This window comes from Caulobacter sp. RHG1 (assembly GCF_013181195.1).
In the GTDB taxonomy this organism is placed as follows: Bacteria; Pseudomonadota; Alphaproteobacteria; order Caulobacterales; family Caulobacteraceae; genus Caulobacter.
Genome location: NZ_SMZP01000003.1, coordinates 258,497 through 281,602 on the forward strand (window position 1 = coordinate 258,497; position 23,106 = coordinate 281,602).

The following is a 23,106-nucleotide window of genomic DNA, read 5'->3' on the forward strand; positions in this document are numbered from 1 at the left end:
TAGCCATCCCGTGAAAAACCTCCATCATATAGGTAATCATCTCATATTTTGAGACTACAAGACGGAGGAAGCCTTGCCCCCCATCGGAACGTCGCGTGGCGAGGCCCGCGCATGATCGCCAATCCGCTTCTGGGCGTGCTGTTCCACTGGCTGGGCGGCCTGGCCTCGGCCAGCTTCTATGTCCCCTATCGCAGCGTCAAACGCTGGTCGTGGGAGATCTATTGGCTGACCGGCGGGGTGTTCTCCTGGCTGATCGCGCCGTGGCTGTTCGCCTCCATCCGCACCAACGACTTGCTGGGCGTGATGAGCCAGGTGCCGTCGAACGTCGTCGGCCTATGCGTGCTATTCGGCGTGCTGTGGGGCTTCGGCGGCCTGACCTACGGCCTGACCATGCGCTATCTGGGCCTGTCGCTGGGCATGGCCGTGGTCCTGGGCCTGTGCACCGTGTTCGGCACCCTGATCCCGCCGATCGTGCGCGGCACCTTCGCCCACGACCTGCTGGGCACGCCCTCGGGGCGGATCATCCTGCTGGGCCTCTTGATGACCCTGGCCGGCATCGTGGTGGTGGCGCTCGCGGGTGCCAAGAAGGACGATGACCTGACGCCGGAGCAGAAGACCGAAGCGGTCGCCGAGTTCGACTTCAAGAAGGGCGTCGCGGTGGCGATCTTCTCCGGGATCATGTCGGCCTGCTTCGCCTTCGGTCTGGCGGCGGGCGAGCCGATCAAGGCTCTCTCGGCCGCGGCCGGCACCGGCCCGCTGTGGACTGGCCTGCCAGCCCTGTGCCTGGTGATGTTCGGCGGCCTGATCACCAACGGCGCCTGGTGCGGCTATCTGATCCTGAAGAACAAGAGCGCCGGCGAGTGGGCGGGCCGGGTTTCGCCCGGCAAGACTGGCGAAGACGGCGCGAAGGCTCCGCTGCTGGTCAACTGGCTGCTGTGCGCCCTGGCCGGCACGGCCTGGTACTTCCAGTTCTTCTTCTACACCATGGGCGAGAGCCAGATGGGCAAGTTCGGCTTCTCCAGCTGGACCCTGCACATGGCCAGCATCATCATCTTCGGCACCCTGTGGGGCTTTGCCTTCAAGGAGTGGAAGGACGCCCGCCCCGCCGTGCGCAACATGGTCTGGACGGGCGTGGCGTTGCTGGTCGGCGCGACCGTGGTGATCGGCTATGGGAACATGATCGGCGGCTAAGTCGCCATCGGGTCCTCCTCGCGAGAGGAGGACCCGAAGTGCTCTAAACCCCCACCTTCGGCGACTTCATCCGTCGCTTGTTCACGTGGTGGCTGGGCGCCTCGGCCTGGATCTCCTCCGGGTACTCGCCCTTGAAGTAGAAGCGCTGCCAGGCCTCCTTGGTGGCCTCCGGGTCGCGCTTGAAGATCAGGTTGTTGAACTCGGTGCGCTTCTCGGCCCAGACGTCGTACTGGCGGCGCAGCTCGGGATTGGCGTTCATCGACTTGATGACCGGCTGGAAGGCCTCCATCGGCTTGTCCTGCATCAGCATGATGAAGCAGAAGGTCTCGCCCTTCTCGAACCGCACCGTGCCCGGCCGCGTGAACATCCAGTTCATCGTGAAGGGGAAAGGCAGCCAGTCGGTCTCGATCACCCCGGCCAGCGGCTGGATGCCGTCCTTGATGTGGTTGGGCGGGCCCATGGCCATCAGCGACCAGCCCGGCGGGGTGCGGAACAGATAGCCGGTGTGGAAGGTCACCACGCCGCGGGTGAAGTGCGACTTCACGAAGTCGGTGAAGCCCGGATACGGATGGTCGGGCTGGAACTTGATGCACTCCTGGTGCGCCCCGCCGTCCCAGGTCATCGAGAAGCCGACTGGGCAGATGATGTCCCAGCCGGTGGTGTTGGCCATGGTCAGCGGCAGGCAGCGATAGGGATGGCGCTCGGCGAACCGGTCCATCCAGGCGCGCTGCGGCCGGCCGGGCACGATTTCCGGCGGACGGTTCTCGGTGGGGTAGCACTCCAGTTCCATGCCGGTCCTTTGCTCAGGTCGTTCCTGCCCTATGTGTCGTCAGGTCTAGCCCTGCCGCCCTCGCGCCGTCTAGTAGAGCCGCATGAAGACCCGTTCCGACCTGTTCGCCTTCTTCGACGCCCACGGCGTCGCGCACAGCACGCTGGACCATCCGCCGGTGTTCCGCGTCGAGGAGGGGCTGGAGATCAAGAAGGCCCTGCCCGGCGGCCACACCAAGAACCTGTTCCTCAAGGACGCCAAGGGCCAGCTGTGGCTGATCTCGGCCCTGGGCGAGACCACGATCGACCTGAAGAAGCTGCACCACGTGATCGGCTCGGGCCGGCTGTCGTTCGGCCCCGTCGAGATGATGGTCGAGACCCTGGGCGTGACGCCAGGCTCGGTCACCGCCTTCGGCCTGATCAACGACACCGAAAAGCGCCTGCGCTTCGTGCTCGACAAGGCCTTGGCGCAAAGCGACCCGGTCAACTTCCACCCCCTGGGCAACGACGCCACCACGGCAGTGAGCCAGGCGGACTTCCGCAAGTTCCTGGCCGCCCTGAACATCGAGCCGATGATCGTCGACTTCGACGCCATGGAAGTGGTCGCTTAGCAGGCGAACCAGTCATTGCGCGCGAGCCCATCAAGGACCATCTTGCGGCTTCGAGCGTTCCCTATCTTGAGTAGACGAGAGACCCGATGCTGATCGGCGAAAAGCCCGCTGCCGCCTCTAAGAGCGAGCACATCAAGGACGGTACGGACGCCAGCTTCATGGCCGACGTGATCGAGGCGTCGAAGACCCAGCCGGTCATCGTCGACTTCTGGGCCACCTGGTGCGGCCCGTGCCGCCAGCTGACTCCCGCGATCGAAAAGGTCGTCAACGCCGCCAACGGCGCGGTCAAGCTGGTCAAGATCGACGTCGACGCCAATCCCGGCTTCGCCGGCCAACTGCGCGTGCAGTCGATCCCGACCGTCTACGCCTTCGTCGACGGCCGCCCCGTGGACGCGTTCCAGGGCGCCCTGCCCGAGAGCCAGATCTGGGCCTTCGTCGAGAAGCTGGCCGGCGGCGCGGGCGAAAGCCCGATCGACGAGCTGATCGCCCTGGGCAAGGAATCGCTGGAGATCGGCGACATCGGCGGTGCGGCCCAGGCCTTTGCTCAAGCCCTGCAGACCGATCCTGAGAACCTGCAGGCCCTGGGCGGCATGGCCCGCGCCTATGTGCTGGGCGGCGACCTGGAAGGCGCGGCCGAAGTCGTGGCCATGGCCCCGGCCGACGCCAAGGACCCGGACCTGGACGCGGCCCGCGCCGCCCTGGCCCTGGCCGACGCCGCCCCGTCCGAGACCGCCGCCTTCGAACAGCGCCTGGCCGCCGATCCCGACGACCACGAAGCCCGCTTTGAACTGGCCAAGGCCCTGGCCGGCGCCGGCCACCTCGATGCGGCCGCGGACCACCTTCTGGCCATCATCGCACGCGACCGTGCCTGGAACGAGGACGCGGCCCGCAAGCAGCTGCTGACCGTGTTCGAGGCGGCCGGGCCGACGTCCGAGGTCGCCAAGCAGGGCCGGCGCAAGCTGTCGTCGATCCTATTCAGTTAGGCCTGTTCAGTTAGGCCTGTTCAGCTAAGCCTGGAACAACAGCAAAGGGAGCATTGGATGCAGGGGACCTATCGCAAGCTCGGCGACCTGCCACTGGTGATCCCGGTGTTCCCGCTGGACGGCGTGCTGCTGCTGCCCGGCGGCCAGCTGCCCCTGAACATCTTCGAGCCGCGCTATCTGAACATGCTGGACGACGCCATGTCGGGCGAACGGATCATCGGCATGATCCAGACTCGCCCGCACCAGGCGCCGGACGTCCAGACCCCGGCCCTGGCGCCGGTCGGCTGCGCCGGCCGGGTGACCAGCTTCGCCGAGACCAGCGACGGCCGCTATCTGATCACCCTGACCGGGGTCTGCCGCTTCCGCACCGGCGACGAACTGCCGGTGCGCACGCCCTATCGCCAGGTGCGCGCCGACTTCGCCCCGTTCGAGCCGGACCTGCGTGAAGACCAGGGCGGCAGCCGCACCGCCGCCGACATCGACCGCTTCCTGTCGGCCCTGCGCCGCTATCTCGACCACCGCGGCCTGGCCATCGACTGGGGCGACGCCGAGAGCGCTCCATCCGACGCCCTGATCAACAGCCTGGCCATGGCCCTGCCGTTCGATCCGATGGAAAAGCAGGCCTTGCTGGAAGCCGAGACCATCTTCGAGCGCAAGGCCACCCTGACGGCGTTGCTGGAGATCGACGCGGCCGCCGGAGACGATGACGAACCGCATTCGATCCAGTAGAGAGGGCGCATGACTCAAGCCGCCCCCGCCCCTGCTATCGACGTCGATCCGCGCCTGCTGGAAGTGCTGGTGTGCCCCGTGACCCGCGGCCCGCTGGACTACGACCGCGCCGCCGGCGAACTGATCAGCCGCTCGGCCAAGCTGGCCTATCCGATCCGCGACGGCGTGCCGATCATGCTGCCGGAAGAGGCGCGGGAGCTGGCGGAGTAACCTCCCCCCACCTGACCTCGCTGCGCGAGGTCGTCCGCCCCCAAAGGCGGGCGGATGGTGACACCCGTCTTCCCCCTCCGGGGGAGGCGCGCCGCAGGCGCGGAGGGGGCCTTAAAGCGCCTGCCCCCGCAGCAGCTTCGGCAGATCGCCCACCCCGCCGCCGGCTTCGTGCATGAAGAACCGCCGCGCCGGCGCGATGCGGTTGACCACCGCCAGCCCCGCCCCGCGCGCGACGCGCAGCAGCGGATTGTTATTCGAGAACACCCGCACGAAGGCGTCGAAGGCCAGGGCGTTGGTCACGGTGTCGAACCGCCGCCAGCGGGCGTAGCGCTCCAGCACCGCCTCGGCGCCGATGTCCTCGCCGTTGCGGATCGCCTCGACCAGCACCTCGGCCAGGGCCGCGGCGTCCTTCAGGCCCAGATTCAGCCCCTGTCCCGCGATCGGGTGCACCCCATGGGCGGCGTCTCCGATCAGAGCCAGGCGCGGCGCGACCATGCGCTCGGCCAGCGACAGCGACAGCGGATAGACGAACACCGGCCCGACCACCTCGACGCTCCCCAGGAAGTCACCGAACCGGCGCATCAGGTGGGCGTGGAAGGCTTGCGGCGAAGACCCGCGCAGGGCCTCGCCGCGATCGGTGCTCTCGGTCCAGACCAGGCTGGCGCGATCGTCGGTCAGCGGCAGGATGGCGAACGGCCCGCTAGGCAGGAAATATTCGTGGGCGACGCCGTCGTGCGGCCGCTCCAGCTTGACGGTGCAGACCACGCCCGACTGGCCATAGCCCCAGCCGATCTGGCCGATGCCGGCGGCCTTGCGCAGGACCGAGCCCCGCCCCTCGGCGCTGACGGCCAGCGGCGCGGTCAGAACGCGACCGTCCGACAGGGTCAGGCGCGCCGCGCCCGGAGTGACCTCCAGGTTGGTCGCCGCCATCGGGGCGATGACCGGAATGGCCTTGTCGATCACGGCTTGCGACAGCGCCGCGCGGATCTGGCGGTTCTCGACCAGGTAACCCAGCGGCTCGCCGTCGATGCGACCGGAGATCTCGCTGCTGTCGAAGCGCAGGAAGCCAGGCAGCGGCTTGCGGGCGGCGGCGCCGGGCGTGCGGCCGTCGGTGACCAGGATCTGCTCGATGCGCTGGGCATGGGGTTCGAGCGCCTCGCCCGCGCCGATCGCCCGCCACTGGCGGAAGCTGGAATAGGCGATGGCCGAGCTACGGCCGTCGAAGGTGGGCGCCAGCTGGGCGTCGAACGGCTGGGGGTCGACCAGGAGCGGCTTCAGGCCGCCCGAGGCCAGGGCCAGAGCCAGCGTGGAACCGGCCATGCCGGCTCCGGCGATGATCACATCGGCGTCGTACATGGCGGGGATATGGGCCTTCGCCGCCGCCGGTGTCCAGAGCCCTCAAGGCTTCTCGGCGTACGGGGCCTTGGCGTCGTTGTTGATCAGGCCGCGGGTGGCGTCGCCGACCCCGACCAGCACGAACTGCACGGCCAGAGCGCACAGGATCAGGCCCAGCACCCGCACCACGATGCTCATGCCGATCCGGCCCAGCACCCGGCTGATCAGCGGCGCGGCCCAGAAGGCGGCCACGACCACGGCCGAGACGGCGACGATCACGCCCACCCCGATGCCGGCCCCGGCCCAGCCCAGCGGCTTGGCCTCGGCGGCGTAGATGATCACGGTCGAGATCGCGCCCGGCCCGATCAGCAGCGGCATGGCGAACGGCACGATCAGCCGCTCGAACCGCTGCTTGGCGTAGGCGCGCGGCGACTGGTCCTCCACGCCCTCGGCGGCGTCGGCGAACATGGTGGTGAAGTCGTCGCGCACCATGTCCAGGCCGAGGATGAACAGGATGATGCCGCCGGCGATGCGGAAGGCCTGCATCGAGATGCCGAAGAAGGCCAGCAGGCCCACGCCGGTGAAATAGAAGAAGATCAGGAAGGCCATCATGAACAGGCCGATATAGACCGCGACCATCCGCCGACCCGCCGCGGCCGCGCCGATGGTGGCGGCGGCGAACAGCGGCACGTTGCCGATCGGGTCGATCAGCGCGAACAGCGCGACGAAGAAGTTGACGGCCAGCTTCGCCTCGTCCATTCGCCGTCCTCGCCCGCATCCCCAAACCTTCGCCCTTCCTAGGGCGAACGCCGTCGCACGCCAACCCCTTGGAGGCCCAGCCCATGACCGCCGACTCGCGCCTGATCATCCCGCTGGACCTGCCGACCACGGACGAGGCGCGGGCGATGGTCGAGCGCCTGGGCGACGCGGTGTCGTTCTACAAGATCGGCCTGGAGCTCTTGGCCAGCGACGGCATGGCCCTGGCGCACGAACTGAAGGCCAGCGGCAAGTCGATCTTCCTGGACTGGAAGCTGCACGACATCGGCGCGACCGTGGAGCGCTCGGCGCGGGTGCTGGCGACCAGCGGCTGTGATTTGCTGACGGTCCACGCCGAGCCGCAGGTGATGAAGGCGGCGGTCAAGGCGCGCGGCGACTCGGACCTGAAGATCCTGGCCGTCACCGTGCTGACCAGCCTGACCGACGCCGACCTGGTGGACATGGGCTACAGCTTCAACGCCCGCGACCTGGTCGAGCGCCGCGTGCGCCAGGCCGTGGAATGCGGCGTCGACGGCATCGTCTCCTCGCCCCATGAGGCCGCCCTGGCCCGCGAAATTGCCAATGAGGCTTCCAGGCCGGACTTCCTGATCGTCACCCCCGGCGTGCGCCCCGACTGGTCGGCCAAGAACGACCAGGCCCGCGCCGCCACGCCCGCCGACGCCCTGCGCGCCGGCGCCAGCCACCTGGTCTGCGGCCGCCCGATCACGGCGGCGAATGATCCGCGTGAGGCCGCGTTGAAGGTGGTGGCCGAGATGGCGGGGGCTTAGCCCCCGCACTGGCCCCCTCCGCGCCTGCGGCGCTCCTCCCCCGGAGGGGGAAGACGGATCACCGCGCCACGTCTGCCCCCTCCGGGGGCGGACGACCGCGAAGCGGTCAGGTGGGGGCAAGCGTGGGCCTACTTCACCACCAGCGCCACGCCGCGCGCCCGCGGGTCGGCTTCCGGCACGGGGACGCCGTCGACCACCTGGATGGCCTCGATGTCGCCGTTGAAGTCCTGGGTGACGGCGACGTAGTCGCGCGCCGCCAACGCCGCCTTCAGCGCGTCCGACGGTGGGGCGTAGGGCTCATAGAAGATCGTGTTCTCGGGCAGCAGCTGGTGATGGAAACGCGGGGCCTTCTGGGCGTCCGCCAGCGACAGGCCATGGTCATAGACATTGGCCAGTACCTGGAACACCGAGGTGAAGATCCGCGAGCCGCCCGGCGTGCCGATCACCATCGCCACCTTGCCGTCCTGGGTCAGGATGGTCGGGGTCATCGACGACAGCGGCCGCTTGCCCGGGGCGATGGCGTTGGCGCTGCCGCCGACGACGCCAAACATGTTGGGCGCGCCCGGCTTGGCCGAGAAGTCGTCCATCTCGTCGTTGAGCAGGAAGCCCGCCCCCTCGACCACCACGCCCGAGCCGAACCAGCCGTTCAGGGTGTAGGTGTTCGAGACCGCGTTGCCCCACTTGTCGACGACCGAATAGTGGGTGGTCTGCGGCTTCTCCAGGCCTGGGACCACCGCCTTGGTCGGCGAGGGCTTGTCGGGGTTCACCTCCTTCGCGCGGCGCGCGACATAGGCCGGGTCGATCAGGTTCGAGACCGGGATTTTCACGAAGTCCGGATCGCCCAGATACTCGGCCCGGTCGGCGAAGACGCGCTTCTCGATCTCGGCGACCAGGTGCACGTACTGCGGGTCGTTCAGCGCGACGCCCTGAAAGCGCGGGGCCAGGTCCTGCTTCATCAGCAGCATCTGCATCAGGGCGATGCCGCCTGAGCTGGGCGGCGGGGCGGTGATGACGTCATAGCCGCGCCAACGGGCCGTCAGGGGCTCGCGCCACACCGCCTTGTAGCCCTTGAGGTCGGCCTTGGTGATCAGCCCTTTCACCGACCCGCGCGCCATCTGGGCCACGATCAGGTCGGCGGTCTTGCCCTCGTAGAAGCCCTTGTCGCCGGCCTTGGCGATCCGCTCCAGGGTCGCGGCCAGGTCCGGCTGCTTGAACATCGTCCCGGCGGGGACGGGCGCGAAATGGGCGGCGAAGTTGGTCGCGGCCAGTTCCTTAGGGGCTTCCTTCAGCATGCCGGCGAACTGGGCGTTCACCTCAAAGCCGTCGCGGGCGTAGCGGATGGCCGGGGCCAGCACCTTGGCCCAGGGCAGCTTGCCGAACCGCTGGTGGGCCATGGCCAGGCCGCGCACCGTACCGGGCGTGCCCGAGGCCAGGTTGCCGAACAGCGAGAGGCCTTCGACCGGCTCCCCGTCCTTCCCCAGGTACATGTCCGCGCTCGCCGCCGCCGGCGCCGTCTCGCGGTAGTCGAGGAAGTAGGGCTTGCCGTCGACGACCAGGGTCATGAATCCGCCGCCGCCCAGATTGCCGGCCTCGGGATAGGTCACGGCCAGGGCAAAACCGGTCGCCACCGCCGCGTCGACCGCATTGCCGCCGGCCTTGAGGATCTCCTCGGCCGCCAGGGCGCCGTAGCGGTCGGGCGAGGCCACCGCCCCGGCGGTCAGGGCGCGGTCGGCTGCCGCGGCAGGTGAAGCGGCCAGCAGGAAGGCGGCGGCGATCCAGGCGATCAGGCGCAAGGCGGTCTCCGGGCAGAGTTGGACGGCCACGTTATCCCGCCCTGGGCCGCCCGCAACGCTTGACTAACTCATAACTCTCTAGTTATGAATAAACACATAGCCAAAGAGTTATGCGTTGCAGACCGAACCCGCTTCCGACCTGCTGTTCCGCACCCTGGCCGACCCGACCCGCCGGGCCCTGTTCGAGCGTCTGTGCCGCGAGGGCGAGCAGACGGTCGGCGCCCTGACCGCCCAGGCCGGGGTCTCGCAGCCGGCGGTGTCCAAGCACCTTTCCGCCCTCAAGCTGGCCGGCCTGGTCAGCGACCGCCACGAGGGCCGCCAGACCCACTACAGCGCCCGGCCCGACGCCCTGGCGCCGCTGAACGACTGGACCCGCGAGATGGCCGCGTTCTGGGAGACCCGGATCGACCGGCTGGAAGACCTGCTCAACAGGATGGACCAATGACCGAAACCCGTTCCGTCGTCATCGAGCGCGACATCGCCCACCCGCCGGCCAAGCTGTGGCGCGCCCTGACCCAGCCGCACCTGATCGCCGAATGGCTGATGCAGAACGACTTCGCGCCGCAGGTCGGCCACCGCTTCAACCTGCGTGGCGAATGGGGCGGCGTGCTGGACTGCGAGGTCCTGACCCTGGAGCCGGAGACGACCCTGGCCTACAGCTGGGACTTCAAGCACGAGGACCCCGCCTTCGACCTGCGCAGCGTCGTGACCTTCACCCTGACCCCGACGGCCGCCGGCACGCACCTGCGGGTCGAACAGGCCGGTTTCCGCCCCGACCAGAAGCAGGCGTTCGGCGGCGCCATGGCCGGATGGAAAGCGTTCCTCGACAAGCTGGAGCCGGTGCTGGGAGCGCTGAATGGCTAAGGACCCGGTACTGCTGTCAGGCGGCAATCCGCAGATCGCCAAGGGCTACGGCGACGCGCCGGTGCAGGCCTATATCGCCGCCATGCCCGGCTGGAAGAGCGCGGTCGGCGCCCAGCTGGACGCGCTGATCGCAAAGACCGTCCCGGGCGTGCGCAAGGCCGTGAAGTGGAACTCGCCGATGTATGGCGCGCCTGGCGAGGACGGGACCTGGTTTCTGGGCGTCCACGTGTTCGCCAAGTACGTGAAGGTGGCCTTCTTCAACGGCGCCGAGATCACGCCGCTGCCGCCGGTGACCTCCAAGCAGGCCAAGGTCCGCTATTTCCATATCCACGAGGGCGACGCGATCGACGCGGCCCAGCTGGCCGACTGGATCGCCCAGGCCAGCCGCCTGCCCGGCGAGCGCATGTGAGGACATGATGAAGAAGACCGCTCCCGAGGACGAAGGCGTCCCCGCCTCGCAGCTGATCGACCGGCGCATCGCCGAGCTGACCGACTGGCGCGGGGCCACCCTGGCCCGGATGCGCCAGCTGATCCGCGAGGCCGATCCCGACGGCGTCGAGGAGTGGAAATGGGGCAAGCCGGTCTGGTCGCATGACGGCCTGATCTGCACCGGCGAGGTCTACAAGGCCTACGTCAAGACCACCTTCGCCAAGGGCGCGTCCGTGCCCGATCCCACCGGCCTGTTCAATTCCAGCCTGGAGGGCAATGTCCGCCGGGCCATCGACTTTCCGGAAGGGGCCGAGATCGACGCCGAAGCGTTCAAGGCGCTGATCCGCGAAGCTGCGGCCCTGAACATCGCCCAGGCGGCGGCCAAGAAGACCAAGACGCGCTAGTTGCGTCGGGCGGGCGGGAGATGCTACCCGCCTTACAAGGCGCGATGATCATACCAGTTGCGCCGGGAGGAAACTGCATGGCCCGTCGTTCGCCCGTCTCCTGGACCCTCGCAGCCGCCCTGATCCTGGGCGCGGCGGCCACGCCCGCGCTGGCGGCCCAGGCCCCCGCCGCGCCCGCGACAGCCCCCTACGCCAAGACCCGCCTGATCGTGCTGACCGACATCGGCGGCGACCCGGACGACAAGCAGTCGCTGGTCCGCCTGATGACCTACGGCAACCAGTTCGACATCGAGGCCCTGATCGCCACGGCCAACAGCCAGGGCGTCTTCCCCCAGCGCATCGTCGAGGTGCTGGACGCCTACGAGAAGGTGCAGGCCAATCTGGAACTGCACGAACCGGGCTTCCCGCACGCCGCGGATCTGCGCCCGCGCATCTCGACCGGCCCGGTCAAGGACGGCGCCGCCGTCATCGGCAAGGGCAACGACACCCCCGGCTCGGACGCCCTGATCAAGGCCGTCGACCGCGACGACCCGCGCCCCGTCTGGGTCACCGTCTGGGGCGGTCCGGGCGTGCTGGCCCAGGCCCTGTGGAAGGTGCGCCAGACCCGCACCAAGGCGCAGGTCGACCGCTTCGTGAGCAAGCTGCGCGTCTATGCGATCTCGGACCAGGACGACAGCGGCCCCTGGATCCGCAACGAATTCCCCGGCCTGTTCTACATCGTCAATCCCGGCCCGAACTTCCACCAGTCCACCTGGATCGGCATCAGCGGCGACAACTTCCACGGCCGCTTCGGCGGGGCGGACTATTCGCTGGTCACCAACGAGTGGCTGAACACGAACGTCCGCAGCAAGGGCCCGCTGGGCGAGGCCTATCCGAACTGGAAGTTCCAGATGGAGGGCGACACTCCGTCGTTCCTGTACCTGGTGCAGAACGGCCTGGGCTCGCCCGACCATCCGGACTGGGGGAGCTGGGGCGGCCGCTACGAGCTCTACACCCCGCGCACCGACCGCTGGTTCTTCGCCCCCGAGACCCGGCCGATCTGGACTACCGCCACCGACGAGGTGCTGGGCCTGGACAACAACTGGCAGACCAGCAACCACGCCACGGTGTGGCGCTGGCGCTCGGCCTATCAGAACGACTTCGCCGCGCGCATGGACTGGACCATCAAGCCCTACGCCCAGGCCAACCACCCGCCGATCCCACGCCTGGACCACGCCGAGACCCTGACCGCCAAGCCCGGCCAGCGCGTCGACCTGTCGGCCACCGCTTCCAGCGACCCGGACGGCGACGCCCTGTCCTATTCGTGGTTCGTCTACGAAGAGGCCGGCACCCGGCCGATGGCCAACAACAACACGGGCGTGAAGCTGCCGATCAAGGGCTTCGACCAGCCCAAGGCCTCGCTGATCGTCAAGACCGACCGCGTCAAGGCGCCGGGCGACGGGACCATCCACGTGATCCTGGCCGTGACCGACAACGGCGCGCCGCGCCTGACCCGCTACAAGCGGGTGATCATCGACGTGAAACCGTAGCTTTCCATCGCGCGGGATGTCTGAGCACCATCCCCGTAGCTTCTCGCCGGTCCCGAGCGTTGTTCGATATGCAGCATCCTTCCGTTCGCTTTCTGCTGCCGGCCGCCTCTCTTCGACGCTTCATCACCGCCTACTATTGGGTCGACGTCCCCGCGCCTTGCGGGCCCGTCGAAGACTTGCTGCATCCCGAATGGGCCAATATCCGCTTCACCCTGTCGGGACGCTGGTCGACGCGTATCGGCGGCGTCGAGTATGACCCGGCGCCGGCAGCGGCCGTCTTTGGCCCGACCAGCAAGGCCGGGATCGTGCGCGGCCAGGCGGGGACGGTCTTGGGCGTCGGCCTGCTGCCGCTCGGCTGGGCGCGTTTCGGCGGTGGGGCCGCTAGCCGTCTCGCCGACAGGGTCGCCCCTCTGGACGCTCTGCTTGGTCCACGCGCCGGCGAAACCCTGGACGCCCTGCGCCAGGCCCGCGACGACCGGGCTCAGGCCGATGTGCTGGACGCCCTGTTCACCAGCCTGGACGACGCCGGTCCGGCGCTGGAGCCGATATTGCTGAACGCGCACCAGCGGCTGCTCACCCTGGACACCGTCGAAGCGATGGCGGCCGCCCTCGACATCTCGACCCGGCACCTGACCCGGCTATCCCTGCGGATGTTCGGCTTCACGCCCAAGCTGCTGATCCGTCGCCAGCGCTTTCTGCGCACGCTGCAGACCCTGCGCGAGCGCCCCGACGCGCCGCTCGGCGAACTGATCGACGAAGGCTATTTCGACCAGTCGCACTTCGTGCGCGATTTCAAGCTGTTCATGGGCATGTCCCCGTCGCGCTATTTCGCCCTGCCGCACGCCATGCTGGGTCCCGCTGCGCGCGAACGGCTGGCGGCGCTGGGCGCGGCCTATCAGGGCCTGCACGCCAAGTTGCGCTGACCGGTTCGCGCCGCCACGCGATGTCCGATTTTTCCAATGGGAACACGGCCGCCGCCGATATCCCGCCCTGACCGCGCCTGTTGCGCTGGAGAGGGACAAGACCACCATGACGTCGTCGAACGCCGGCAAGTTCACCCGCCCGGTCCTGCTCGGAGCCATGATCGGCGCGCTGGGCCTGGCCCTTGCGCCAGCGGCGCACGCCGGCAAGCCCCTGATCGACCTCGGGCCCAAGACGGCCAAGGCCGCCGACCCGATCGAATTCGCCGCTGGCGACGATCTTTCCAAGCTCGGATCCGGGCTGGTCTGGCAGAATGAGAAGGGGGGCGTGAAGGGCCTGAAGCAGGTCGTCATCGCCTCGTTCCAGGTCGAGTTCGTGACGAACGCGTCGGCGGCCTCGACCGGCTCCAGCCTGCAGCAATCCAAGGTCAGCTACACGCTGTCGGGGCCGAGCCAGCAGGACATGCAGGCGATCACCGACGCCTACTACGCCAAGTTCGTCGAGGAACTGGCCGCCACCGGCGTAACCGTCATTCCGCTGCAAGACGCCGTGGGTCGCAGCCCGGGCCTGCAACGCCTGATGAACATGGCCAAGCCCGCGCCCTACATCCGCGGCGGCGCCAACCGCAGCGGCTTCTACTCCCCGCCCGGCTACAAGTTCTACTTCACGCCCCTGGACGGTCGCGCCAAGGGCATGGGCGACACCATGACCACCACCGGTTCGCAGGTGCCCGAGGAAATGGCCATGAAGGAGCTGGACGCCGGCATCCTGGGCGTTCGCATGGTGGTCGATTTCGCCGAGATCGAGGCCCGCGGCCGAGGCGTCCTGGGCATGCGCCCGCCGACCGCCCGCGTGAAGAGCAAGGCCAATGTCGCCCTGCTGCCGGTCGACACCCAGCTGTGGGTCCTGACGCCCCAGGCCAAGTCGACCTACATGGATCTGGGCCATCGCCAGCGCTACGCCCTGACCAGCCCGATCGTCATGCCGGACTCGATCCTGTCGGCCGACGACACCACGACGAAGGGCAGCAAGGTCAGTGACGGCGTCGCCAGCGCCATCGGCGTCCTGGCCGGCGTCGGCGGCCAGAAGACCCGCACCTATCAGGTCACGGTCGATCCCGTCGCCTGGAGCAAGGACGTCTCGGCGGCGATGGACGAGGTCGGCAAGGTCATGATCGCGCGCTTCAACGCCGACCGGTAGGCGATCGGTGGCGCAGGGATATCCGCTCTGCGCCACCCGCGATCGTCGCGGCCGAGGGCTACAAAGTCCCGCCCCGCTACTCCGCGGTCGCCAGCGGCGGCCAGACGCACGCGCGCAGACCGCCTTCCGGGCGGTTGACGATCGCCAGGCGGCCGCCGAACCGCTTCAGCAGGCGCTCGGCCGTCGGGATGCCCAGGCCAAAGCCCCCGGTGTCACGGGCGCGAGCGGCGTCGCCGCGGAAGAAGGGCTCATAGATCCGCGCCAGGTTTTCGGCCGACAGGCCGGGGCCTTCGTCCAGCACCTCCAGGCGGCGACCCTCGGCGTCATCGACCAGGCGAACGGTGGCCCGGCCGCCGAACCGCACGGCGTTGTCGACCAGACGGATCAGGGCCTGCTCCAGCGGCCCGCGATGGGCCTGGAGGATCAGGGTCTTGGGACCTTCATAGCGGACCGCCGCGTCAGGCCAGCGAGCCAGCACCTGACGCACCAGGCCCGGCAGGTCGACCTCCTCGGCGGTGCTCGCCTCGTGCTGGGCGCGCAGCCAGGCCGACAGCGATTTGAGCATGTCGCCCAGCTCGTCGACATTGTCCGAGACCAGGGTGCGCATCTCGGGCGGCTCGACGAAGTCGGAGGCCAGCTTCAGGCGGCTGAGCGGGGTGCGCAGATCGTGACTGAGCGCTTCCATCGCCCGGGCCTGGTCTTCGATCAGGCCGGTGATCCGTCGCTGCATGTCGTTGAAGGCGCTGCCCAGGGCGGCCAGGTCGGCCGGCCCCTCGACCGCGACCGGCGAGGGCGGACCTTCGCCGACGTTCTGGGCGGCCCGCGTCAGACGGCGTAGCGGCGCGCCCAGCTGGCGCAGGGCGAAGACGCCCAGGGCCACGCAGACCAGGGTGAAGGCCAGGGTGGTGGCGCCGGCCCGCAGGGCGATCGGCCAGGGGCGCGGGAAATGGTGCGAGCGGAACGACAGCCAGCGGCCGTCCTCCAGCTCCAGGGCCCCGACCAGGTCGCGACCGCCGTCGGCCTGGTCCTCGGACCACAGGCGCAGCGAGCGACCCGACAGTGACGGCTCCCACTGGCGGACATAGTCGGCGATGGCCTCGGCCTCGTCGCCCTGCGGATCGGTGCGGGCCGGCGGGCCGGCGGTGACCGTGGCCTCCAGATAGTGCGAGGTCATCACCTGGCTGACCTCGATGCCCAGCCGGTTGACCCGGTCGCCCACGACCAGGAACTCGGCGATGCGGCGGGCCTGGTCCTCGCGCAGGGTCTGGCGATCGATCGCCTGGTAGAAGGCGACGCTGGCGACCAGCTCGACCAGGCCCACGGCCACCACCACGAGGATGGAGCCGGCGACCAGACCGCGAGGGCGCAGCGAGAATTTTCGCATCTTTGTCCTGTCCGTCCCTCAACCCCTGGACGCCATGGTTACGGGCAACGGCGACGTATGACCACCCCGTGACATGTAGCCGAGTGTGTCAGCGGCCGCCTTGACGCTCGCCAATTCTCGCAACATATAAAGTTACATGACTTCGCAATCCGTCCCTCCCGGCGCCGGCGCGCGCCATTTCCTCGACGCCTTCAAGGACCCGGAGGCCGTGGCCCGCTATGTCGATGGCCCACCGCGCTTCGTGCCCGGGCTGGAGAGCCTGCACCGCATGTGCGGCGTGCTGCTGGCCGAGCGCGCGCCGGAAAACGCCCGCGTGCTGGTGGTCGGGGCCGGCGGCGGCATGGAGCTGAAGCACCTGGCGGAGGCCCACCCAGGGTGGACCTTCGTCGGCGTCGATCCGGCCGCCGAGATGCTGCGCGGCGCCGAGCGGCTGCTGGGTCCGCTGAACGAGCGGGTCGAGCTGGTCGAGGGCTATGTCGAGGACGTGGCGGCCGGCGACTTCGATGCGGCGACCTGCCTGCTGACCCTGCATTTCCTCGACGAGGACAAGCGCGTGCGCACCGCTGGCGAGATCCGTCGTCGCCTCAAGCCTGGCGCGCCCTTCGTGGCCGCCCATGGCAGCTTCCCGCAGGGACCGGGCGAGCGCGACGTCTGGCTGGACCGCTATGCCGCCTTCGCCATCGCCTCGGGCTTCGACGCCGACAAGGCCCGCGGCGCGCGCGAGGCCGTCGCCGCCCACGTGTCCATGTTCTCGCCGGAACAGGACGAAGACATCCTGCGCCGGGCCGGCTTCACGGACGTGACGCAGTTCTACGCCGCCTTCACCTGGCGCGGCTGGGTCGCCTACGCCTGACCGTCAGAAGTCGACGGCGACGCCTTTCTTCTCCCAGTCGCCGAAGCGGGTGGGCTCGGGACCCTCGCGGCCGCCCTTCTCGGTGGGCAGGGCCAGGGCCTCTTCAGCGGCGCGGCGGGCGGCGGCTTCTTCCAGCGCCCGGCGGGCGGCGGGGGTCAATTCCTTGTCGGGGGCAGCGCCCGGCGGCAGGTCGGAAATGGGCTCGGAGGGCTCGGACATTGGGCGATTCTAGCAGTTTAGGCCGGGTTCGCCCCCCGATTTTTTGCGGAAGACGCTTGCGCTCGGGCTCAGCACTTGGCACGGCGAGGCGGTGACTCAAGAACTGAACGACGGCCTGCCCGCGCGGGAAGCCGCCCTGACCCTGATCGAAGCGGCCCTGTCGCGTCGCGGCGGCATCGACGAAGCCGCTTCCGCCAACGGTTTCCGTTTCCTGGAACCGCGTGAGCGCGCGTTCGCCCGCGCCCTGGCCATGGCCGTGCTGCGCCATCTGGGGCCGATCGACCGCGCCCTGACCGCCAAGCTGCAGAAGGCGCCGCCCGAACGGGTGATGAACCTGCTGCGCCTGGGCGCCGCGCAAGCCTTCTATCTGGAGGTCCCGGCCTTCGCCGCCGTGGCGACCTCGGTGGAACTGGCCGGCGCCAACAAGACCAGCCGGCCGTTCAAGGGCCTGGTCAACGCCGTGCTGCGCGGACTGCTGCGCGACGGCCAGCCGGCCGACGATCCCGCCCTGCTGGCCCCGCCGTGGCTCTATGCCCGCTGGGTCGCCGCGTTCGGCGCGGCCACGGCCCGCGAGATCGCCGGCCAGATCGCGCTGGAGCCCGCCACCGACCTGTCCCTGAAGCCCTCGGCCAACGCCTCCGCCCTAGCTGAAGCCCTGGAAGCCGAACTCCTCGACGGCGGGACCCTGCGCCTGCGCCGCAAGGGCGACGTGGCCTCTTGGCCGCACTTCGAAGACGGGACCTGGTGGGTGCAGGACGCCGCCGCCGCCGTTCCCGCCCGCCTGCTGACCCTCAAGCCCGGCGACAGTGTGCTGGACCTGTGCGCCGCGCCCGGCGGCAAGACCCTGCAGCTGGCCGCCACCGGCGCGACCGTCACAGCCCTGGACCGCTCGCCCGCCCGCCTCAAGCGCGTCGACGAGAACCTGGAACGCACTCAGATGACCGCCGAGGTCGTCGCCGCCGACGCCGCCGTGTGGGAAGACACCCGGACCTTCGACGCCATCCTGCTGGACGCGCCCTGCTCGGCGACCGGCACCTTCCGCCGCCATCCCGACGTGCTGTGGGCCGCCCGCCCCGGCGACGTCGCCAGCCTGGCCGGCGTGCAGTCGCGCATCCTGGACAGCGCCGCCGACCGCCTCAAGTCCGGCGGCCAGCTGGTCTATTGCGTCTGCTCGCTGGAGCCCGAGGAGGGCGAGGCCCAGGTCGAGGCCTTCCTGGCCCGCCGCAAGGACATGGCCCTGGAGCCGATCACCGCCGGCGAAGGCGGCTCGGCTGGGTTCCCTGGGGCCAGCCTGACCGCCCGCGGGACCCTGCGCCTGCTGCCGCATCACCGCGACGGCGGCCAGGATGGCTTCTTCGCCGCGCGATTCCGTAAGCGCTAAAGGGCTGACAGCGGGGCGCGACGCGGCTATCCCAGGACCATGACCGCGCCGATCATCGCCCCCTCCATCCTTGCTTCCGACTTCGCCCGCCTGGGCGAGGAGGTCGCCGCCATCGAGGCGGCCGGCGCCGACTGGGTCCACGTCGACGTGATGGACGGCCACTTCGTGCCCAACATCACCCTGGGCCCCGACATCGTCAAAGCGATCCGGCCGCACGCCAAGATCCCGTTCGACGTGCACCTGATGATCAGCCCGGCCGATCCCTACCTCGAAGCGTTTCGCGCCGCCGGGGCGGACCTGATCAGCATCCACCCCGAGGCCGGCCCGCACCTGCACCGCTCGCTGAAGCGCATTCGCGAACTCGGGGCCAAGGCCGGCGTCGTCTTCAACCCGTCGACCAGCATCGACCATGTCGAGTGGATCCTGGAGGACGTCGACCTCTTGCTGGTGATGTCGGTCAATCCCGGCTTCGGCGGCCAGAGCTTCATCCCCGGACAGCTGCGCAAGGTCGAGGCCCTGCGCAAGATGGTCGACAAGGCCGGCCTGGACATCATCGTCGAGGTCGACGGCGGCGTCACCCCGGTCACCGCCCCCCAATGCGTCGCGGCAGGGGCCACCGCCCTGGTCGCCGGCTCGGCGGTGTTCAAGGGCGGCCGCGAGGCCTATGCCGCCAACATCCGCGCGCTGAAGGGCGGCTGATCCTTGAGCCCAGCCGTCAAGCGTCCCTCCGCCAACGGCTTCAAGTTTCCCGCGCCCCCGCGCGGCGGCGTCCTGCTGCGCGCCATCGGCGCCGAGATCTCCAGCCACGCCCAGCGCGAATGGTTCGGCTCGGGCCCGCACCGGCTGAAGATCGCCCTGCCAAGACCCCAGGGCCTGGCCGCCCGGCCGCACGACCCCCGCCCCGTCGATCCCGAGCACGGCAAGAAGATCCTGGCCGGCACGCTGACCCTCGACGGCGGAACCCTGCGCCTGGGTCCCGACGGCGACCCCTTCGACACCGCCAGCCCCTCGCGCCGCTTCGCCGTCAGCCTGCACCGCTTCGACTGGCTGCCGGACCTGGCCGCCGCCGGCTCGGACGGCGCCCGCCGGTCCCTGCGCCTGCTCGACGACTGGCGCCGGGTGTTCGGCAAGTGGAACGCCTTCTCGTGGAGCGCCGACTGCCTGGAGCGCCGCGTCTTCCACCTGGCCTGCGCCGCCCGCATCCTGGCCGCCGAGGGCAGCGACGCCGAGACCGCCGACCTGACCCTGGACCTGGCCCGTCAGGCCCGCCACCTGCTGGAGATCGACAAGAGCCCCGAGCGCCGGCTTGAGCGGGCCATCGCCGCCGCCGTCGCCGGCTGCGCCCTGGCCGGCAAGCCGGGCGAGGCCGTGATCGACAAGGCCATGAAGGTCGTCGCCCGGCAGATCGACGCGATGGTGCTGGCCGACGGCGGCCACGCGACCCGCTCGCCCGAAGCCGGCCTGGAGCTTCTGTTCGACCTCCTGACCCTCGACGACGCCCTGGGCCAGTGCGGCCGCCCCAGCCCCGAGAACCTGAGCCGGGCGATCGACCGCCTGTCGACCGCCGCCCGGTTCTTCACGCTCGGCGACGGCCATCTGGCGGCCTTCCACGGCGGCGAGTCGGTCGCCCCGGCCCGTATCCGCTCGGCCCTGGCCCATGACGAGAGCGGCCCGCGCCCGCTGAACGCCGCCCCGCACAGCGGCTATCACAAGATGATCGGCGGCAGCATCGAGGTCATCGCCGATTGCGCCACGCCGCCCGCCGGCCCGCTGTCGGTCGCCGCCTGCGCCCAGCCGGCCGCCGTCGAGATCGTCTGCGCCAAGGACCGCCTGATCACCAGCTGCGGCTGGAGCCCCGAGGCCGCCGGCGCCCACGCCTTCCGCCTGAGTGACGCGGCCTCCACCGTCTCGGTGGGCGACGGCTCGGCCGGCCGCCCGCTATCCGGCTTCCGCGCCAAGGCCCTGGGGCCCTGGCTGGTCGACGGCCCCACCCAGGTCGAGGCCAAGCGCCATGACGACGTCGGCGGGGTGTGGCTGGACATCGTCCACGACGGCTGGCGCCGCCACGGCCTGACCCACGCCCGCCGCCTGTTCCTGGACGCCGTCGCCGACGAGCTGCGCGGCGAGGACAGCCTCTCGCCGATCGCAGCCGATCCGGCCGCTGTGGACGGCCCGCGCCGCTACCTGCCTTTCGCCGTGCGTTTCCATCTCCACCCCGAGGCCCGCGCCTCGATCGCCCGCGACGGCAAGAGCGTGCTGATCCGCGGCCCCAACAACATCGGCTGGTGGCTGCGCAACGACGCCGTCGACGTCGAGATCGCCCCCTCGGCGCACTTCGACCACGGGCTGGCGAGGAAGGCCGGCCAGATCGTGCTCAAGAGCCAGGTCCGCCCCGAGGTCGGCGCCAAGATCCGCTGGAAGCTCACCCGGGCCGAGGGCTGACCCCATGGGCTTCAAACGCCGCCTTCCCCAGGACCCTGGCCGCACGCACCATCCGCCGGAGTTCTCCGAAGACGAGGTGACCGAAGTCGTCACCGCCCTGACCGCCGACGCCCCGGACCTGCTGGACGTCCTGCGCCGCGACCCGGCCACGACGCCGATGGCCGACTACGACGACGCCTACGATCGCATGCTGACGTACCTGTTCGAGCGCGGGTACATCCACACGCACATCGAGATGGCGATGCTGTTCAAGGCGGTGCGGGAGCGGGTTGGGGGCTAAAAGGTCTCTGGCGGCACTCTATCTGAAACAACATTATCTTTGGACATCAGCCACAACTGTTGCTGCAACTTGCTGTACCTCAAAAGAAGGTCACTCTTCCTATTTAGAAGGTGAATTTTCTCCATATCTAAAGATGTATTATTATCTTCATCATTATTACTTTGTGCAAAATTTTTCATCGTATCATTTATCCGCTCAATCTCTTTAGAGATATTTGATGCCTCCTGACTGAGCAGTATTCTCTTTAAGTTTTTTGAAATATCAGATTTTTGCACCCTCCCTTCATTCGCTGCGGCAACCTCGACAACTCTCGCTGCTTCCACGTCCTTCGCCGGCGCGTCAAACAATTTCATTAGAGTATGCATTGCGACCAAGTCTATCGTTCTACCTTCAGATACCTCAGCATACTCTGCGACGAGTTCACATCGCGGCTGAAAGCTCTTCTTATTAGACCTCACAAACCAATCTGATTTCTCGTCACCAGTTACAAATATAATATCGACTTTCTCGCGCCTGCCCACGCCAAGGATCGATTTCCATATAAGAAAGTCCCCCTCAGAATTCTCGGATTTTGCACCATCTTTATAACCCGGAGGGCGCCTAGCCTTTATCCTGTCATCCGCCTCTCTGCGGATATCATCCATACTACCCTCCGGCTCAATTACACATCCAGAGAATATCTTTCTATAAGCCCGCAGAATGGGATCGCCATCGGACGTTTCTCTCAAGTCATTGTCTATCTTTTTTATGATCTTTTGGGCCTTGTTAATTTCCAATATTATTTTTTCATTTATTTCCTTCAGTTTTTTATAGTCATCGATATCATCGATAGCTGTTGAAGCATCAGATATGACGCCTGAAGCCCTTGAAGAATTATCAGATAGACTTTTTATTAGCTCAGCCAAATGACTTTGACGGCGCCTGGCATACTCTCGCGCCACGTGTGCAGGTATAAAAAGCCTGCCTTCCTCCCTCAACTTCGAGAGTATTTTCACGAAACTAGTGAATGGTTGAGATCCAAATCTATAAGGGGCCAACAGAATATTTGTGTCTAGGGCCACCCATGCCTTTGGAGCCAATGATTTTACAGATTTTGGACTAAATGAGAATACAGCCTCTGCGTCCGGAAATATTGAGTTCAGCCCAAAACCGTCATCGTTCACTTCACTATCGCTCATCAATGCCCCCCAAATAGCAACGCTAATGAACACAGCTTTTCACGACTGAAACAAGGGGTGCGGACCTCGCCGAACGAAGCGCCGCCAGGATGTCCGCCGTCCCGCCAAGATCGGTCAGGACGCGTGCGTTGGGGACCCTCAGCACGCTGTAGCCGAACCGTTCCAGCAACTCCGTGCGGCGGGCGTCCTCGACGTCGCGGCCCTCATGGACGGGGCCGTCCATGAGGGCCGCGATCAGCTTGCCCGCCTCGCAGACGAAGTCCGCGAAGTAGCGGTCGATCGGGACCTGGCGCAGGAACCTGAAACCGCCGAGACGGCGATTGCGGACGAGCTTCCAGAGGACCTTTTCGGCCAGGGTCTGGTCACGACGCAGACGGCGGGCGGTGGCGGTCTTGTCCATGCGCGGGAGATGGGCTTGGCCGTGGTGAGGGTTCAACGGAAGGAATCGGGGTTTTCCGGTGAGGGTGTAACCTCTCACCCTCCCACGCTTCGCGTCGGCCCCTCCCTCTCTCTATGCGAGAGGGGATTGGGGCGCCTGAACGCTCGGGGTTCGCGGTGTCGGCATGAATGAAATCAAGTGGTTGTCGATTTTACGCGTCGCTCCGTCCTCCGCCTTCAGCCCAGCCCCATAATCACCTGGTCCCCGTCGCAAGGGGAGGGCGCTTGGATCCGGCCCAAAGCGGCGACGGGGATAGGTTGAGCGGGGCCGCTGGCGGCTCCCGGACGGTTTGGTCAGGTCGTGCGGCTTACTCTTTAGGAGCGCGCACGAGTGACAGGCCGTCTGGGGTCAAAGCCTTCAGCGGAGCGACAGGGCGGTGACCGTTAAAGCCGCCTATCGTGGAGCGTCGGGGTCGAGAC

26 protein-coding genes are annotated in these 23,106 nt (G+C 68.2%); 18 read left to right on the plus strand and 8 right to left on the minus strand.

Annotated features, from left to right (window positions below):
• Nucleotides 1-111: 111 nt before the first annotated feature.
• The gene (gene rhaT / locus E1H18_RS08905) at nucleotides 112-1,191 is read left to right on the plus strand and encodes an L-rhamnose/proton symporter RhaT (RefSeq protein WP_172266431.1); all 1,080 of its coding nucleotides are present in this window, start codon (nucleotides 112-114) and stop codon (nucleotides 1,189-1,191) included.
• Between the two features lie 43 nt (nucleotides 1,192-1,234).
• On the opposite strand, the gene E1H18_RS08910 is transcribed toward rhaT, so the two are convergent.
• Nucleotides 1,235-1,981, minus strand: coding sequence for a DUF6065 family protein (locus tag E1H18_RS08910; RefSeq protein WP_172266434.1), 747 nt, complete (start codon nucleotides 1,979-1,981; stop codon nucleotides 1,235-1,237).
• Nucleotides 1,982-2,063: 82 nt separating this feature from the next.
• On the opposite strand from E1H18_RS08910, the gene E1H18_RS08915 reads away from it, so the two are divergent.
• The 4 genes from E1H18_RS08915 to E1H18_RS08930 all read left to right on the plus strand — a co-directional run bounded on the left by E1H18_RS08915 (nucleotide 2,064) and on the right by E1H18_RS08930 (nucleotide 4,492).
• Entirely contained in the window at nucleotides 2,064-2,570 is a 507-nt protein-coding gene (locus E1H18_RS08915; protein ID WP_172266437.1) for a prolyl-tRNA synthetase associated domain-containing protein, read from the plus strand.
• Between the two features lie 86 nt (nucleotides 2,571-2,656).
• Entirely contained in the window at nucleotides 2,657-3,553 is an 897-nt protein-coding gene (locus tag E1H18_RS08920; RefSeq protein ID WP_172266440.1) for a co-chaperone YbbN, read from the plus strand.
• A gap of 57 nt (nucleotides 3,554-3,610) precedes the next feature.
• On the plus strand, nucleotides 3,611-4,282 hold the full coding sequence (locus E1H18_RS08925; RefSeq protein WP_172266443.1) for an LON peptidase substrate-binding domain-containing protein: 672 nt from the start codon (nucleotides 3,611-3,613) through the stop codon (nucleotides 4,280-4,282).
• Between the two features lie 9 nt (nucleotides 4,283-4,291).
• Nucleotides 4,292-4,492 (plus strand): Trm112 family protein, encoded by a 201-nt coding sequence (locus E1H18_RS08930; protein WP_172266446.1) that lies wholly within the window; start codon nucleotides 4,292-4,294, stop codon nucleotides 4,490-4,492.
• A gap of 111 nt (nucleotides 4,493-4,603) precedes the next feature.
• Here E1H18_RS08930 and E1H18_RS08935 read toward each other — a convergent pair whose 3' ends face one another.
• Together E1H18_RS08935 and E1H18_RS08940 are read right to left on the minus strand one after the other, a co-directional pair.
• The gene (locus E1H18_RS08935) at nucleotides 4,604-5,848 is read right to left on the minus strand and encodes a UbiH/UbiF/VisC/COQ6 family ubiquinone biosynthesis hydroxylase (RefSeq protein WP_172266449.1); all 1,245 of its coding nucleotides are present in this window, start codon (nucleotides 5,846-5,848) and stop codon (nucleotides 4,604-4,606) included.
• A 42-nt stretch (nucleotides 5,849-5,890) separates the two neighbouring features.
• Complete coding sequence (locus E1H18_RS08940; protein ID WP_172266452.1) at nucleotides 5,891-6,586, minus strand: MarC family protein; 696 nt, start codon at nucleotides 6,584-6,586, stop codon at nucleotides 5,891-5,893.
• An 83-nt stretch (nucleotides 6,587-6,669) separates the two neighbouring features.
• Here E1H18_RS08940 and pyrF point away from each other — a divergent pair, with 83 nt between their 5' ends.
• A complete protein-coding gene (gene pyrF / locus E1H18_RS08945) occupies nucleotides 6,670-7,371 on the plus strand; it encodes an orotidine-5'-phosphate decarboxylase (RefSeq protein WP_172266455.1) in 702 nt (233 codons plus the stop codon).
• Nucleotides 7,372-7,499: 128 nt separating this feature from the next.
• Here the strand turns inward: pyrF and ggt are convergent, their stop codons facing one another.
• Complete coding sequence (ggt, locus tag E1H18_RS08950; protein ID WP_194247963.1) at nucleotides 7,500-9,164, minus strand: gamma-glutamyltransferase; 1,665 nt, start codon at nucleotides 9,162-9,164, stop codon at nucleotides 7,500-7,502.
• A 115-nt stretch (nucleotides 9,165-9,279) separates the two neighbouring features.
• Between ggt and E1H18_RS08955 the strand changes: the two genes are divergently transcribed.
• The 7 genes from E1H18_RS08955 to E1H18_RS08985 all read left to right on the plus strand — a co-directional run bounded on the left by E1H18_RS08955 (nucleotide 9,280) and on the right by E1H18_RS08985 (nucleotide 14,511).
• Complete coding sequence (locus E1H18_RS08955) at nucleotides 9,280-9,609, plus strand: helix-turn-helix transcriptional regulator (RefSeq protein ID WP_172266461.1); 330 nt, start codon at nucleotides 9,280-9,282, stop codon at nucleotides 9,607-9,609.
• A complete protein-coding gene (locus E1H18_RS08960; protein ID WP_172266464.1) occupies nucleotides 9,606-10,028 on the plus strand; it encodes an SRPBCC domain-containing protein in 423 nt (140 codons plus the stop codon). The genes E1H18_RS08955 and E1H18_RS08960 overlap by 4 nt, the downstream gene beginning before the upstream one ends.
• The gene (locus tag E1H18_RS08965) at nucleotides 10,021-10,437 is read left to right on the plus strand and encodes a DUF1801 domain-containing protein (RefSeq protein ID WP_172266467.1); all 417 of its coding nucleotides are present in this window, start codon (nucleotides 10,021-10,023) and stop codon (nucleotides 10,435-10,437) included. The genes E1H18_RS08960 and E1H18_RS08965 overlap by 8 nt, the downstream gene beginning before the upstream one ends.
• 7 nt (nucleotides 10,438-10,444) lie before the next feature.
• Nucleotides 10,445-10,861, plus strand: coding sequence for a DUF1801 domain-containing protein (locus E1H18_RS08970; protein WP_172266470.1), 417 nt, complete (start codon nucleotides 10,445-10,447; stop codon nucleotides 10,859-10,861).
• A gap of 77 nt (nucleotides 10,862-10,938) precedes the next feature.
• Nucleotides 10,939-12,390 carry a nucleoside hydrolase-like domain-containing protein gene (locus E1H18_RS08975; RefSeq protein WP_172266473.1) on the plus strand — a complete coding sequence of 484 codons (1,452 nt, stop codon included), beginning with the start codon at nucleotides 10,939-10,941 and terminating at the stop codon, nucleotides 12,388-12,390.
• 68 nt (nucleotides 12,391-12,458) lie between these two features.
• On the plus strand, nucleotides 12,459-13,313 hold the full coding sequence (locus tag E1H18_RS08980; protein ID WP_172266476.1) for a helix-turn-helix domain-containing protein: 855 nt from the start codon (nucleotides 12,459-12,461) through the stop codon (nucleotides 13,311-13,313).
• A 106-nt stretch (nucleotides 13,314-13,419) separates the two neighbouring features.
• A complete protein-coding gene (locus E1H18_RS08985) occupies nucleotides 13,420-14,511 on the plus strand; it encodes a hypothetical protein (RefSeq protein WP_172266478.1) in 1,092 nt (363 codons plus the stop codon).
• A gap of 76 nt (nucleotides 14,512-14,587) precedes the next feature.
• Here the strand turns inward: E1H18_RS08985 and E1H18_RS08990 are convergent, their stop codons facing one another.
• Nucleotides 14,588-15,895 (minus strand): ATP-binding protein, encoded by a 1,308-nt coding sequence (locus E1H18_RS08990; RefSeq protein WP_172266480.1) that lies wholly within the window; start codon nucleotides 15,893-15,895, stop codon nucleotides 14,588-14,590.
• A gap of 136 nt (nucleotides 15,896-16,031) precedes the next feature.
• On the opposite strand from E1H18_RS08990, the gene E1H18_RS08995 reads away from it, so the two are divergent.
• A complete protein-coding gene (locus E1H18_RS08995) occupies nucleotides 16,032-16,748 on the plus strand; it encodes a class I SAM-dependent methyltransferase (protein WP_172266482.1) in 717 nt (238 codons plus the stop codon).
• A gap of 3 nt (nucleotides 16,749-16,751) precedes the next feature.
• On the opposite strand, the gene E1H18_RS09000 is transcribed toward E1H18_RS08995, so the two are convergent.
• Nucleotides 16,752-16,967: a DUF1674 domain-containing protein gene (locus tag E1H18_RS09000; RefSeq protein ID WP_172266484.1), complete on the minus strand. Its 216-nt coding sequence runs from the start codon at nucleotides 16,965-16,967 to the stop codon at nucleotides 16,752-16,754.
• 91 nt (nucleotides 16,968-17,058) lie between these two features.
• On the opposite strand from E1H18_RS09000, the gene E1H18_RS09005 reads away from it, so the two are divergent.
• From E1H18_RS09005 to E1H18_RS09020, 4 genes are read left to right on the plus strand one after another with little or no spacing between them, the layout of a single operon-like run.
• Nucleotides 17,059-18,348 (plus strand): transcription antitermination factor NusB, encoded by a 1,290-nt coding sequence (locus tag E1H18_RS09005; RefSeq protein WP_172266486.1) that lies wholly within the window; start codon nucleotides 17,059-17,061, stop codon nucleotides 18,346-18,348.
• Between the two features lie 39 nt (nucleotides 18,349-18,387).
• A complete protein-coding gene (gene rpe, locus E1H18_RS09010; RefSeq protein ID WP_172266488.1) occupies nucleotides 18,388-19,047 on the plus strand; it encodes a ribulose-phosphate 3-epimerase in 660 nt (219 codons plus the stop codon).
• 3 nt (nucleotides 19,048-19,050) lie between these two features.
• The gene (locus tag E1H18_RS09015) at nucleotides 19,051-20,790 is read left to right on the plus strand and encodes a heparinase II/III family protein (protein ID WP_172266491.1); all 1,740 of its coding nucleotides are present in this window, start codon (nucleotides 19,051-19,053) and stop codon (nucleotides 20,788-20,790) included.
• 4 nt (nucleotides 20,791-20,794) lie between these two features.
• Entirely contained in the window at nucleotides 20,795-21,070 is a 276-nt protein-coding gene (locus tag E1H18_RS09020; protein ID WP_172266494.1) for a hypothetical protein, read from the plus strand.
• Here the strand turns inward: E1H18_RS09020 and E1H18_RS09025 are convergent.
• Together E1H18_RS09025 and E1H18_RS09030 are read right to left on the minus strand one after the other, a co-directional pair.
• A complete protein-coding gene (locus tag E1H18_RS09025; RefSeq protein WP_172266497.1) occupies nucleotides 21,067-22,248 on the minus strand; it encodes a PIN domain-containing protein in 1,182 nt (393 codons plus the stop codon). The genes E1H18_RS09020 and E1H18_RS09025 overlap by 4 nt on opposite strands.
• 22 nt (nucleotides 22,249-22,270) lie before the next feature.
• A complete protein-coding gene (locus E1H18_RS09030; protein ID WP_172266500.1) occupies nucleotides 22,271-22,648 on the minus strand; it encodes a DUF559 domain-containing protein in 378 nt (125 codons plus the stop codon).
• Nucleotides 22,649-23,106 lie beyond the last annotated feature (458 nt).

Bases quoted from the DNA above. Each gene is read 5' to 3' on its own strand.
- rhaT (WP_172266431.1), top strand. From the start codon at position 112: ATGATCGCCAATCCGCTTCTGGGCGTGCTGTTCCACTGGCTGGGCGGC.
- E1H18_RS08910 (WP_172266434.1), bottom strand. From the start codon at position 1,981: ATGGAACTGGAGTGCTACCCCACCGAGAACCGTCCGCCGGAAATCGTG.
- E1H18_RS08915 (WP_172266437.1), top strand. From the start codon at position 2,064: ATGAAGACCCGTTCCGACCTGTTCGCCTTCTTCGACGCCCACGGCGTC.
- E1H18_RS08920 (WP_172266440.1), top strand. From the start codon at position 2,657: ATGCTGATCGGCGAAAAGCCCGCTGCCGCCTCTAAGAGCGAGCACATC.
- E1H18_RS08925 (WP_172266443.1), top strand. From the start codon at position 3,611: ATGCAGGGGACCTATCGCAAGCTCGGCGACCTGCCACTGGTGATCCCG.
- E1H18_RS08930 (WP_172266446.1), top strand. From the start codon at position 4,292: ATGACTCAAGCCGCCCCCGCCCCTGCTATCGACGTCGATCCGCGCCTG.
- E1H18_RS08935 (WP_172266449.1), bottom strand. From the start codon at position 5,848: ATGTACGACGCCGATGTGATCATCGCCGGAGCCGGCATGGCCGGTTCC.
- E1H18_RS08940 (WP_172266452.1), bottom strand. From the start codon at position 6,586: ATGGACGAGGCGAAGCTGGCCGTCAACTTCTTCGTCGCGCTGTTCGCG.
- pyrF (WP_172266455.1), top strand. From the start codon at position 6,670: ATGACCGCCGACTCGCGCCTGATCATCCCGCTGGACCTGCCGACCACG.
- E1H18_RS08960 (WP_172266464.1), top strand. From the start codon at position 9,606: ATGACCGAAACCCGTTCCGTCGTCATCGAGCGCGACATCGCCCACCCG.
- E1H18_RS08965 (WP_172266467.1), top strand. From the start codon at position 10,021: ATGGCTAAGGACCCGGTACTGCTGTCAGGCGGCAATCCGCAGATCGCC.
- E1H18_RS08970 (WP_172266470.1), top strand. From the start codon at position 10,445: ATGAAGAAGACCGCTCCCGAGGACGAAGGCGTCCCCGCCTCGCAGCTG.
- E1H18_RS08975 (WP_172266473.1), top strand. From the start codon at position 10,939: ATGGCCCGTCGTTCGCCCGTCTCCTGGACCCTCGCAGCCGCCCTGATC.
- E1H18_RS08980 (WP_172266476.1), top strand. From the start codon at position 12,459: ATGCAGCATCCTTCCGTTCGCTTTCTGCTGCCGGCCGCCTCTCTTCGA.
- E1H18_RS08985 (WP_172266478.1), top strand. From the start codon at position 13,420: ATGACGTCGTCGAACGCCGGCAAGTTCACCCGCCCGGTCCTGCTCGGA.
- E1H18_RS08990 (WP_172266480.1), bottom strand. From the start codon at position 15,895: ATGCGAAAATTCTCGCTGCGCCCTCGCGGTCTGGTCGCCGGCTCCATC.
- E1H18_RS08995 (WP_172266482.1), top strand. From the start codon at position 16,032: ATGACTTCGCAATCCGTCCCTCCCGGCGCCGGCGCGCGCCATTTCCTC.
- E1H18_RS09000 (WP_172266484.1), bottom strand. From the start codon at position 16,967: ATGTCCGAGCCCTCCGAGCCCATTTCCGACCTGCCGCCGGGCGCTGCC.
- rpe (WP_172266488.1), top strand. From the start codon at position 18,388: ATGACCGCGCCGATCATCGCCCCCTCCATCCTTGCTTCCGACTTCGCC.
- E1H18_RS09020 (WP_172266494.1), top strand. From the start codon at position 20,795: ATGGGCTTCAAACGCCGCCTTCCCCAGGACCCTGGCCGCACGCACCAT.
- E1H18_RS09025 (WP_172266497.1), bottom strand. From the start codon at position 22,248: ATGAGCGATAGTGAAGTGAACGATGACGGTTTTGGGCTGAACTCAATA.
- E1H18_RS09030 (WP_172266500.1), bottom strand. From the start codon at position 22,648: ATGGACAAGACCGCCACCGCCCGCCGTCTGCGTCGTGACCAGACCCTG.